Here is an 11,865-nt window from a genome sequence, read left to right on the forward strand (position 1 = left end):
CCCTGATTATATGAACTCATACAGGGGATTACATTGCTCAAAAAGATTAAGTTTTATTATTTTTAATGCGTCCAGTTATTAAAAAAAGTTATGTATTTAATGTTGATATATAAGCAGACTTTAATGCATAGTAAAAATGTTATTTCAGCAAAGTCTCGCCATTTTGTGTAGAAGTCATCGGGCATCTACAAACAGAAAAAATGCTTGTATGATGGTGCCAACACTTGAACTTATAACATTAGGGATATACTCATGAGTACAGATCCAGCTTTTCCAACTCCTTCAAATCTCGGTATCGCCGTATATAGTAATAATGCAGACGCGATTGGAAATACACCACTAGTTCGTATTAACCGTGTAATTTCGACTGCGGCAACGGTACTTGCAAAAGTTGAAAGCCGTAATCCTGCTTTTTCAGTGAAATGCCGTATTGGTGCTGCGCTGATTGCCGATGCAGAAAAGTCGGGCAAGTTAAAGCCGGGCATGCATATTGTTGAGCCAACCAGTGGTAATACTGGTATTGCGCTGGCGTTTGTGGCTGCCGCCAAGGGCTATGATATTACTTTAACCATGCCTGCCAGCATGAGTATTGAGCGCCGTAAAGTGGTCAAAGCTTTGGGGGCGAATCTGGTACTGACAGATCCGGCCAAAGGAATGAAAGGTGCAGTCGACGAAGCCACACGTCTTCTTAATGAGAATCCGGATCAGTATTTCCTGCCACAACAGTTTGAAAACCCGGCCAACCCGAAAATTCATGAAGAAACCACCGGACCAGAAATCTGGGAAGCTACTGGTGGTAAGGTGGATATTCTGGTTGCAGGTGTCGGTACGGGGGGCACGATTACGGGTATTTCGCGTTATTTTAAACAGGTTAAAAACCAGCCTCTATATACCGTGGCAGTGGAGCCTGCTGAATCGCCAATTATCGGTCAGGCAAAGCGTGGCGAAACCCTGACACCAGGCCCACACAAAATTCAGGGAATTGGGGCGAACTTTATTCCAGGTAATCTGGATCTGGACCTGGTCGATGAAGTCATTGCCATCAACAGTACTGACGCCGTTGAATGGGCACGTAAGACGGCAACCCAGGAAGGAATTCTGGTGGGTATTTCCTGTGGCGCGGCAATGGCGGCGGCGGCACAACTGGCTGCACGACCTGAAAACGCGGGTAAAAATATTGTGGTCATTTTACCAGACGGTGGTGAGCGTTATCTATCTTCCATTCTGTTTGAAGACATCTCTGCTGAATAAGCTGATTTCGCCATCCTACTTACAATAGACCACACAAAATGTAAAAGACCCGGAACAGCTGCCGGGTTTTTTATTTTAAAAATCAGGTTTTAATTTTTATAGTCGCCAGATAGAGAAATACTTGACCTTCTCATAGTGGGAATGTTTAAGCTATAGACTCATAAAAGTAAATATATTCCATGAGCCAGTGGAGAGCATGATGAGCAAAGTCGATAGCCCCCAACTGTATGAACAACAATTGCAGATTTCAGGAATGACCTGTGCTTCATGCGTAGCGCGGGTAGAGAAGGCTTTAAAAAAGGTAGAAGGCGTGACGGATGCACAGGTCAACCTGGCTACAGAAAAGGCCTGGGTAAAAAGCCAGCAGCCCGTTGCAGCCGCTACCTTGCTACAGGCCATTGAAAAAACCGGCTTTGCTGTGGCGACCCAGCAATTGAATCTGGGCATTGAAGGCATGACCTGTGCCTCGTGTGTGGCACGTGTCGAAAAGGCCTTGAAAAAGGTGGAAGGTGTGACGGATGCGCGAGTTAATCTGGCGACTGAACAGGCACAGGTCATTGCTCTTTCCTCACTGCAGACCTCCACTCTGGTTCAGGCGATTGAAAAGGCAGGATTTCATGTCCGTGCGGAACACATTGAGCTAAATATTGAAGGGATGACTTGTGCCTCGTGTGTGGCACGGGTAGAAAAGGCTTTGCTTAAAGTCGAAGGTGTTCAAGGAGCACAGGTCAATCTGGCGACTGAAACCGCGCGTGTACAGGCGTCACGCAGCCTGCTCCCCCAACTGATTGCTGCGGTTGAAAAGGCGGGTTTTCAGGCCAGTGAACTGAGCCATGCAACCATGGATACTCATGCCGTGTTTCAGGAGAAAAAAGCCGAGGAAACTGCAGAACTCAAGCGTGACCTGTGGGTGGCGCTGGCTTTGGCGATTCCGGTATTTATTTTGGAAATGGGTTCGCATCTAATTCCTGCATTTCATCATTTTATTTTGCAGACTTTGGGAACCCAAAATAGCTGGTATTTACAGTTTGTATTGACCACCCTGATTCTGGTCTTTCCGGGAAGACGTTTTTATCAGCATGGAATTCCTGCCTTATTGCGTCTGGCACCGGACATGAATTCGCTGGTGGCAGTAGGTACACTTGCTGCCTATAGCTTTTCCTGTATTGCAACCTTCCTGCCTGAGCTTTTACCACAGGCAACCGTACATGTGTATTTTGAAGCAGCTGCCGTTATTGTGGCGTTAATTCTACTGGGACGGTATCTGGAAGCTCGGGCGAAAGGCAAAACCTCGCAGGCTATTCAGTATCTCATTGGTCTGCAGCCTAAAACGGCGCGTATCCAGCAAAATGGAGTCTGGATTGATCTGGATATTGCAGAAGTCCAGCAAGGTATGCTGATTGAAATCCGCCCGGGTGAAAAAGTGGCTGTCGATGGGGAAGTTGTCTCTGGTCAGAGCTATATTGATGAAGCCATGATCAGTGGTGAACCGCTACCGGTCATTAAACAGTCAGGCGATCAGGTCATTGGCGGTACCGTCAACCAGAATGGAACCTTGCAGATCAAGGCCACTGCGGTTGGACAGGATTCGGTACTGGCCCAGATCATTCAGATGGTGGAACAGGCACAGGGCGCCAAACTGCCTATTCAGGCGCTGGTAGACAAGGTCACTTTATGGTTTGTACCGGCGGTGATGGGGCTGGCAGCACTGACCTTTATTATCTGGTTCCTGTTCGGACCGGAGCCTAATCTGACCTATGCACTGGTCAATGCGGTTGCTGTATTGATTATTGCCTGCCCATGTGCCATGGGCCTGGCGACCCCGACTTCCATTATGGTAGGTACAGGCCGGGCCGCCGAGTTAGGGGTTTTATTCCGTAAAGGGGAAGCTTTGCAGCTTTTGCAACGTACACAAGTGGTTGCTGTCGATAAGACCGGTACGCTGACAGAGGGCAAACCGGCTTTAACCGATTTTGAGGTTACGGAGGGTTTTGAATCTCAACGAGTTTTACAAATTGTGGCCTCAGTAGAAGCCAAGTCTGAACACCCGATAGCCCATGCAATTGTAGAGGCGGGACAGCAACAGAAGCTTGAGTTACTGGACGTGACTGAGTTCGATTCGATTACAGGGGCTGGTGTAAAGGCGCAGGTGGCAGGGCATCAGGTGCATATAGGTGCCGAACGGTTGATGCTGGAACTGGGACTGGATCTTGCCCTGTTTAAACACATGGCTCAGCAACTGGGTGATCAGGGCAGAACGCCGTTATATGTCGCACTTGACCAGCAACTGGCTGCAATTATTGCGGTGGCCGATCCGATCAAGCCGACGACCTATAGCGCAATTCAGGCTCTGCATGATCAGGGGCTAAAAGTGGCCATGATCACTGGAGATAATGCCTATACTGCACAAGCCATTGCCAGAGAGTTAAAGATTGATCAGGTGATTGCAGAAGTGCTGCCGCATGAAAAAGTTGAAGCTGTACAACAATTACAGCAGCAACATGGCGTTGTGACTTTTGTGGGAGATGGGATTAATGATGCACCGGCTTTGGCTCAGGCTGATGTAGGCATGGCGATTGGCACTGGAACAGATGTCGCAATTGAAGCTGCAGATGTGGTGTTGATGTCAGGAAATTTACAGCATGTGGCGACTGGTATTGGCTTAAGTCAGGCCACAATGCGTAATATCCGCCAGAACCTGTTTTGGGCCTTTATTTATAATATCGCCTTGATTCCGATTGCAGCTGGTGTACTGTATCCATTTTTTGGCATTCTGCTTTCTCCGATGTTTGCCGCCGGTGCGATGGCTTTGTCTTCGGTATTCGTAGTGTCGAATGCGTTAAGATTAAAGACCTATCAGGCCGTCCAGTTTAAGGAACAGTCATGAATATTGGCCAGGCCGCCAGACGTTCGGGGATCTCGGCAAAAATGATCCGCTATTATGAAGAGATCGGATTATTGCCCGAACCGAAGCGCAGCACCTCAGGTTATCGCCTCTATACCGAGCAAGATATTAAAACTCTCAGTTTTATACAGCATGCGCGCGAACTGGGTTTTTCATCGACCCAGATGAAAGAACTGCTGGATTTAAGGCTGAACAGTGCCAGACATAGTGCGGATGTCAAACAGCTGGCGGAACAGCATATACAGCGTTTACAACAGAAAATTGCCGATATGCAGAAAATGATTCATATTTTGCAGCAGTCGGTAGATCAGTGTGCTGGCAATGAAGAATCGGATTGCCAGATTTTAAAACAGATCGAGCAGGGTAGCTTGCCCGAATGTTCCGGTTCAGACTGTCAAAAATAGTCCGGTATTTAAAGCATACACTCAATGAATTTACTTAATGCAATGGAGAAAGAAATGAAATTCCGTATTAACAATATGACCTGTGGTGGCTGTGCGCGCAGTGTGACAGCGACCATTAAAGATCTGGATGACCATGCAACAGTGGTGATTGATGTGGAAAGTAAACTGGTCGAAGTGCAAAGCAGCTGTAGCGAAGCTGAAATTGTCGCGGCCCTGACGGAAGATGGTTTTCCACCAGTCCCAGCAACTTAAAATAAGATCAAATGCCTAACTCAAGTTAGGCATTTTTGATTCCATGGAAGAAATTTTATCTGGCGTCATCAGCGCCTGATTAATATACAGCTTGATCAGCCGCTCACGTGAGCCGATTGATTTTTGATAGTGGGTCGAATTGAGCAGCAGTGAAGCTCCATAGGTGACTGTCCAGATATAAGACAGATAATCCCGTATTGACATGGCACTGTCTAAAGACAATAGATAATCATGCGTCATGTCTTTGATCCGGATAATTCGTTCTTCTCGAATCTGATACAGCTCCTGAAAAAGCTCTTTCAGGTTTTTTTCATTATTAGTCAGACGCTCTTCAATCACATGCAATAAAATGGTGCGATTAGAATTCAGCATGTGATACAGCATATATTGGGACACATAGTGCTTGATATCGTTATTGTGATTTTTCGAAATTTCCAGAATTCTTTTTTCGTTGCGAATGATTAATTCCAGATAAAGCTGATTCTTGCTTTTAAAATGTTTATAAATTGTTCCCTTCGCGATATCCAGCTCACTAGCCAATTCACTCAGGGTAATATCCTGATGATTGTCCAGTAACAGGCATTCAGCCATGTTTAATATCTTCTCTTTACGAAGAAGAAAGTTCTGCTGTCTTACAGTCGTCATCTTCTTGGTCCATACGTCTCGAAAAAGAACAGACCCAGATTATGCAATATTTTTGCCAGTGAATATAAAACTAAGGTCGTTATTTTGCTTTAAAGCTGTATGTTTATTCGTCAGTTGGTGTATTTGACTTATATAGAGCGCACCCTTCCTGAAGGATTGTCAAGAAAAATGAACCCTAAAGGTCAGTTTGCTTAAATAAAATTCCCTTTTTACCCTAATTATTCTATTTTCTGCCAAGTAAAGTCATACAGTCATGTAGCTATCACAATATTCAGCTACAGATTTGGGTATCACCATTTAAGGAAATTGAACATGCCAATTTATAATGCGCCTCTCAAAGACATGGAATTTATTTTAAAGGATGTGTTTCAGGCTGAAAAATTCTGGCAAGACAATGAAAAGCTGGCTCATCTTGACCTGGCCACAGCCCATGCGATTCTGGAAGAAATGGCCAAGTTTTCAAAAAACGTCATTCTGGATCTGAACCGTCCGGCCGATGAAAGCGGTGGCGCTCAATTTCATCAGGGTGAAGTGACCACCCCTGCAGGTTTTAAGGAAGCATTTCGCCAGTTTGCCGAAGGTGGCTGGGTTGGTCTGGGTGCACCCGAAGAATGGGGCGGCCAGAATATGCCTAAAATGCTCACCGTGCTGGCAGACGAGATGATCTGGAGTACCAACCCTTCCTTTATGCTTTATCCGCTATTGACGGTAGGTGCCGGCATGGCGATCAATGACCGGGCTTCTCAGGCGCAAAAAGAAACCTATCTGCCAAAGTTTTATACAGGTGAATGGTCTGGCACCATGTGTCTGACTGAGCCACACTCAGGAACCGATTTAGGCATTATTAAAACCAAAGCCGAACCGAATGCTGATGGCAGCTACAATATTACCGGTACCAAAATCTTTATTACCAGTGGTGAGCATGACCTGTGCGACAACATCATTCACCTGGTTCTGGCCAAAACGCCAGATGCGCCGGCCGGTTCGCGCGGAATTTCTCTGTTTATTGTGCCGAAGTTTCTGGTCAATGCTGACGGTTCTTTGGGGGAGCGAAATGCCGTATCGGCCGGTTCTATCGAACATAAAATGGGGATTAAAGGCTCTGCAACCTGTGTAATGAACTTTGACGGCGCCAAAGGCTATCTGGTGGGCAATGAAAATGAAGGTCTGGCCGGCATGTTCGTAATGATGAATTATGAACGTCTGTCAATGGGCATTCAGGGAATTGGTGCTGCGGAGTTTGCCTATCAGAATGCCGCCCAATATGCGACCGACCGTTTACAGGGACGTGCCTCAACAGGTGCAAAATCACCTGAAAAACCGGCAGACTCAATTCTGGTTCATGGTGATGTACGCCGTATGCTATTGAATGTCCGTGCTAATAATGAGGCTTCACGTGCATTTGCGGTATATGTGGGACAACAGCTCGACATTACCAAATACTCTAATGACCCGGAAGCAATACGCAAAGCCACAGACCGTGTCGCGCTACTTACCCCAATTGCCAAAGCCTATCTGACCGATAAAGCACTGGATTCTGCACTGGAAGCGCAAATGTGCTTTGGTGGTCATGGTTATATCCGTGAATGGGGAATGGAGCAATGTATTCGCGACCTGCGTATTGCACAGATTTATGAAGGCACCAACGGGGTCCAGGCAATTGACCTGATTGGCCGTAAGACGACCAAATGCAAAGGGGCGTATCTGGCTGAATATCTAAGTGAAATTCGTGAATTTGCCCAAGGCTTGGATGACAGTCTAACGATTAAAGCGGTGACTCTGGACGTGTGTCAAAAACTGGAAGATATTACCGCCTATATCATTACCCAGTCTCAGACTGATTCTGATTTCTCCAATGCCGTTGCAGTAGACTATCTGCATGCCGTGGGACTGCTCAGCTTTGTGTATATGTATGCACGTATCAGTCAGGCAGCCAGCTTAAAAGCGGAAAGTTTCTATCAGCATAAACTGGTTCTGGCCGACTATTATCTTGCCAAAGTTCTGCCGGATCTGGATGCACGTTTGCAACGCATTCAGGCAGGTGCCGATCTGGTCATGCAGTTGCCGGAAGATTATTTTACTGCTCAGGCCTGATGATTTAAAAAGATCAAAAAACTGGTCACCAGAGATACATTGCAGTCTATATGCACTGCAATGTCTGATTACTGAAAAAGAATAGAAGGATGAATATCATGATCGTAATCGTAGAAGCTGTACGTACCGCCATGGGCGGTTTCCAAGGTTCACTCTCTAGCTATACAGCACCAGATTTGGGGGCGGCTGCAATTAAAGAAGTGGTGGCACGTTCGGGTTTACAGCCCAATGAAATTGATGAAGTGATCATGGGCTGTGTACTGCCAGCAGGACTGAAACAGGGGCCGGCACGTCAGGCGATGCGTCAGGCAGGCTTACCTGATGCTACGGGTGCAACCACCATCAATAAAATCTGCGGCTCAGGCATGAAAGCCGTGATGCAGGCCGCAGATGCAATCAAAGCGGGTTCGGCTGAATTTGTGGTAGCAGGTGGCATGGAGTCTATGTCAAATGCGCCCTATTTGATGGATAAGGCGCGTGCCGGTTTTCGCATGGGGCATGGCAAAGTCACTGATCATATGTTTCAGGAAGGGCTGGAAGATGCTGAGACAGGCCTGTCAATGGGAATTCTGGCGCAGGACATGGCAGACAAAAAAGGCTATACCCGTGAACAGCAGGATCAATATGCGATTGTTTCACTAAACAAGGCGGTTGCAGCGATTGAGGGCGGGTTCTTTAAAGATGAAATTGTACCGGTGGTGGTCAGCAGCCGCAAAGGCGAGGTCACAGTTGATCAGGATGAACAGCCTTTAAATGCCAAGGTAGACAAGATTCCAAGCTTGCGCCCGGCGTTCAAGAAAGACGGCACCATTACTGCGGCAAATGCCAGTTCAATTTCAGATGGTGCCTCTGCATTATTAGTGACTTCAAGCGAGATTGCAGCAGAGCGCGGCTTAACACCGCTTGCCAATATTGTGGCTTATGCCAGCCATTCACAACATCCAAGTGAATTTACCATTGCACCGGTTGGTGCCATTGAAAAAGTATTAAAGCAAACCGGTTGGAATGCCAAAGAAGTCGATCTGTGGGAAATTAATGAAGCATTTGCCATGGTGACAATGGCTGCAATAGATGCCTTTGATCTGGATACAGCCAAAGTCAACATCAATGGCGGTGCCTGCGCTTTAGGTCATCCACTCGGTTCTTCAGGCTCGCGTATTATTGTGACCTTGATTCATGCCTTAAAACGTACCGGCGGCAAGAAGGGCATTGCCGCACTCTGTATCGGCGGCGGTGAAGCAACTGCGATTGCAGTAGAACTGGTTTAAGTCCGTCCAAAAACTCAATGCTCGAATGAGCAAAATTAACTATTGATTCAGAGAGTTATGCTTCTGGTTCGCCAGAAGCAGACATTTGTTTATTTTATATTTTTTGAGATTTTTTATGAACGGTTTAGAGCGCATTCGTTTGCTCCCATTACAAGACAAAGTGGTATCTGTAGAACAAGCACTACAACTCATTCAAGAGGGCGATGTAATTGGTTTAAGCGGTTTTGGTGGAGCGGGTGAAGCGAAAACTATGCCTTTGGCATTGGCTGAGTATGCACGGAAGCATCCAATCCATATTACCTTGGCGACAGGCGCAAGTCTGGGGAACCAGATTGATGGCAAACTTAATGAAGCACACGTTATAACCCGCCGTTATCCTTATCAGGCCGATCCTTCTTTACGTAAAGCGATTAATGCAGGCGAAGTCATGTATGTCGATCAGCATCTCTCTGAGCTGGCCGACAATATCCGTCATAAAAACCTGCCCGCAATTAATGTAGCTATCATTGCAGCCACGGCCATTACCGAAGATGGTCAGATTATTCCAACAGGCTCTTGCGGAAATTCTGCAAATTTCATCGAAATGGCAGACCGGGTCATCATTGAAATTGACATGACGATTAACCCTGTGCTTGAAGGGGTTCACGATATTTATTTGCCACAAGCTCGTCCAAACCGCGGGCCAATTCCGCTGACACAAGCCAGTGACAAGATTGGAACGATCGGGATTCATGTGGCGCCTGAAAAAATTGCTGCGATTGTGATGAACGAGATTCCAGATACTTCCTTTGGTATGGACCAACCAGATGAGGAAACGCTGGCAATTGCAAGTCACCTGATTGATTTTTTTGAGCAGGAGGTCGCAGCAGGGCGTTTACCGGAAAATCTGGGGCCACTGCAATCAGGTGTGGGCTCAGTGGCCAATGCGGTATTTGCCGGCTTTGAACACTCCAGTTTTAATAACTTGGAAATGTATTCTGAAGTTTTGCAGGACTGTACTTTTCAGCTTATCGACTCCGGCAAGATGACCTTTGCTTCTGGCTGTTCCATGACCCTGAGCGATGACTGGGCCGCACGGGTGATGAAGAATTTTGATCAGTATAAAGATAAAATTGTCTTGCGCCCGCAGGAAATTTCCAATAATCCCGAACTGATTCGCCGCCTCGGTATTATTGCGATTAATACGGCACTGGAGTTTGATATTTACGGAAATGTGAACTCCACTCATGTCGCGGGGACCAAGATGATGAATGGTATTGGTGGCTCGGGAGATTTTACCCGCCATGCGCATCTTGCCATCTTTGTGACCAAATCCTATGCCAAAGGTGGGGCAATTTCTTCGGTAGTTCCTCTGGTGAGCCACATTGACCATACCGACCATGACGTAGATATTTTGGTGACTGAGCAAGGTTTGGCAGATCTGCGCGGTCTGGCGCCGCGTGAACGTGCCCGCAAGATTATTGATATCTGTGCTCATCCGGATTATCGCGAAAGTTTGAATGATTATTTTGAGCGTGCTTGTGCACGTGGTGGCCATACACCGCACTTATTAAATGAAGCCTTGTCCTGGCATGCTCAATTTGAAGAAACCGGTTCAATGAAAATCGCTTAAAATTCTGAATTGCATTGATTGTAAAATAAAGCCCGTCTTAGACGGGCTTTATTCAGTTTTTGTCGTTTCAACATTCTTTGAACTATTTAAAAACTTTTTCCAGTACATGGCGGTGAATGAAACGCAGTTTATTTTTGACGCTTTCTGAGAGTTTGAAAGGATAAGCATCTTCTAGCCCCATACTGCGGTTCAACGCATTCAGATTGAAAGTCAGCGTAATCCAGTTTTCTAAAATATGTTCAAAATCCTGTCCGCCAATCGGGCATTCCTTAAAATTCATACTGGCCAGGTCCCGATTATTTCCTTGCACACGCAGGCCCGCATAATAGGCAGTTTCGAGAGTTTCCATCATGTGCAGATAATGTGCCCAGGTTTCGGCCCAGTCTTCCCACGGGTGAGCCGACGCATAGCTGCTGATATAGTTTTCCTGCCAGTTGATGGGTGCGCCTTTGTTATAGTGGCGTTCCAGAGATTGACTATAATCTTGCTGTTCATTACCAAAATCCTGGCGAAACTCATCCAGCAGTTCAGGGTGTAAATGCTGCATGACATTAAAATAGTAATGACCGCTTTCATGGCGAAAATGTCCCAATAAAGTCCGGTAATTTTCACCCATATTTACCCGTGTTGTTTCTCGATAAACCACATCTGCCTCAATGGCATTCAGGGTAATGACGCCATTGGAGTGTCCTGTCAGCACTGGTTTATCTTCTTCGGGCAGAATAAAGTCAAAGCGTATCCCAAAGGGATCATTCTCTGAATATTTCGGACGCGGCATCATATTCATGCCCAGGGCCAGATATAGAAAACGGCGCTTGGCTTCTTCCAGCCGGAACCAGTAAATCAGGTTTTCTGTATTCTCCAGATTGGGAATTACATGGGTCAGCTGGCAGGATTCACAGAAATCTTCTTCATCGCTGCTAGGAATCATCCAGTTACAAACCTGATAGTGAGTATAATTATGACAGGGCTTGTAACTGGTATGCCGATATTGCTTGGCCACCGGAATCCATTCCGTCGGGCTTTGTTTCTTGAATGTACACAGCTCTTTTTCAGAAGCGACATAACCGATGGGAAGCAGGCAATGATCACATACTGATTTATAAAAAAAGATCTGCCGGTGGCAAATTGCACATTCAAAATATTTCATTTCTGCTCCCTTGCAGTTTTATTTTCTTTACTTACCTCTTTACAAAATAGAGAGGTGATTCCAGAAACCAAACTGCATCACGGCATATGTGTTTTAATAAGAATAATAAAAACTTCAGCAAAAACCTGATACTTATAATTTGTAAAGACAAGCATAAAAGTCATATTTGTTATGTTTTTCAAATTTTTTAATTTAAAAATCAAAAGAATAGGCAGGTGATAAAATTAATTTTACGGTTTTAAATTTAGGCAGCCTCTAAGTTATTACCCAATTCGATTGAAAGT

General features: G+C 45.9%; 9 protein-coding genes. 7 read left to right on the plus strand and 2 right to left on the minus strand.

The features are described from left to right. Positions 1-252 precede the first annotated feature (252 nt). The 4 genes from cysK to E2K52_RS02325 all read left to right on the plus strand — a co-directional run bounded on the left by cysK (position 253) and on the right by E2K52_RS02325 (position 4,812). Entirely contained in the window at positions 253-1,251 is a 999-nt protein-coding gene (gene cysK / locus E2K52_RS02310; RefSeq protein ID WP_151203391.1) for a cysteine synthase A, read from the plus strand. 199 nt (positions 1,252-1,450) lie between these two features. Then, a complete protein-coding gene (locus tag E2K52_RS02315; RefSeq protein ID WP_151203392.1) occupies positions 1,451-4,138 on the plus strand; it encodes a heavy metal translocating P-type ATPase in 2,688 nt (895 codons plus the stop codon). After that, positions 4,135-4,560 carry a Cu(I)-responsive transcriptional regulator gene (cueR, locus tag E2K52_RS02320; protein ID WP_151203393.1) on the plus strand — a complete coding sequence of 142 codons (426 nt, stop codon included), beginning with the start codon at positions 4,135-4,137 and terminating at the stop codon, positions 4,558-4,560. The genes E2K52_RS02315 and cueR overlap by 4 nt, the downstream gene beginning before the upstream one ends. 54 nt (positions 4,561-4,614) lie before the next feature. Then, positions 4,615-4,812 carry a heavy-metal-associated domain-containing protein gene (locus E2K52_RS02325; protein ID WP_151203394.1) on the plus strand — a complete coding sequence of 66 codons (198 nt, stop codon included), beginning with the start codon at positions 4,615-4,617 and terminating at the stop codon, positions 4,810-4,812. A gap of 15 nt (positions 4,813-4,827) precedes the next feature. Here the strand turns inward: E2K52_RS02325 and E2K52_RS02330 are convergent, their stop codons facing one another. Then, on the minus strand, positions 4,828-5,457 hold the full coding sequence (locus E2K52_RS02330) for a TetR/AcrR family transcriptional regulator (protein WP_151203395.1): 630 nt from the start codon (positions 5,455-5,457) through the stop codon (positions 4,828-4,830). Between the two features lie 312 nt (positions 5,458-5,769). Between E2K52_RS02330 and E2K52_RS02335 the strand changes: the two genes are divergently transcribed. The 3 genes from E2K52_RS02335 (at position 5,770) to E2K52_RS02345 (ending at position 10,431) form a co-directional block, all read left to right on the plus strand. Next, entirely contained in the window at positions 5,770-7,551 is a 1,782-nt protein-coding gene (locus E2K52_RS02335) for an acyl-CoA dehydrogenase C-terminal domain-containing protein (RefSeq protein WP_151203396.1), read from the plus strand. Between the two features lie 98 nt (positions 7,552-7,649). Then, entirely contained in the window at positions 7,650-8,819 is a 1,170-nt protein-coding gene (locus E2K52_RS02340) for a thiolase family protein (RefSeq protein WP_151203397.1), read from the plus strand. A 115-nt stretch (positions 8,820-8,934) separates the two neighbouring features. After that, on the plus strand, positions 8,935-10,431 hold the full coding sequence (locus E2K52_RS02345) for a succinate CoA transferase (protein WP_151203398.1): 1,497 nt from the start codon (positions 8,935-8,937) through the stop codon (positions 10,429-10,431). 82 nt (positions 10,432-10,513) lie between these two features. On the opposite strand, the gene E2K52_RS02350 is transcribed toward E2K52_RS02345, so the two are convergent. Continuing rightward, positions 10,514-11,581, minus strand: coding sequence for a putative zinc-binding metallopeptidase (locus tag E2K52_RS02350; protein ID WP_151203399.1), 1,068 nt, complete (start codon positions 11,579-11,581; stop codon positions 10,514-10,516). Between the last annotated feature and the right edge of the window lie 284 nt (positions 11,582-11,865).

The organism is Acinetobacter sp. RF14B (genome assembly GCF_006864105.1).
GTDB lineage: Bacteria > Pseudomonadota > Gammaproteobacteria > Pseudomonadales > Moraxellaceae > Acinetobacter > Acinetobacter lwoffii_C.

Bases quoted from the DNA above. Each gene is read 5' to 3' on its own strand.
- cysK (WP_151203391.1), top strand. From the start codon at position 253: ATGAGTACAGATCCAGCTTTTCCAACTCCTTCAAATCTCGGTATCGCC.
- E2K52_RS02315 (WP_151203392.1), top strand. From the start codon at position 1,451: ATGAGCAAAGTCGATAGCCCCCAACTGTATGAACAACAATTGCAGATT.
- cueR (WP_151203393.1), top strand. From the start codon at position 4,135: ATGAATATTGGCCAGGCCGCCAGACGTTCGGGGATCTCGGCAAAAATG.
- E2K52_RS02325 (WP_151203394.1), top strand. From the start codon at position 4,615: ATGAAATTCCGTATTAACAATATGACCTGTGGTGGCTGTGCGCGCAGT.
- E2K52_RS02330 (WP_151203395.1), bottom strand. From the start codon at position 5,457: ATGACGACTGTAAGACAGCAGAACTTTCTTCTTCGTAAAGAGAAGATA.
- E2K52_RS02335 (WP_151203396.1), top strand. From the start codon at position 5,770: ATGCCAATTTATAATGCGCCTCTCAAAGACATGGAATTTATTTTAAAG.
- E2K52_RS02340 (WP_151203397.1), top strand. From the start codon at position 7,650: ATGATCGTAATCGTAGAAGCTGTACGTACCGCCATGGGCGGTTTCCAA.
- E2K52_RS02345 (WP_151203398.1), top strand. From the start codon at position 8,935: ATGAACGGTTTAGAGCGCATTCGTTTGCTCCCATTACAAGACAAAGTG.
- E2K52_RS02350 (WP_151203399.1), bottom strand. From the start codon at position 11,581: ATGAAATATTTTGAATGTGCAATTTGCCACCGGCAGATCTTTTTTTAT.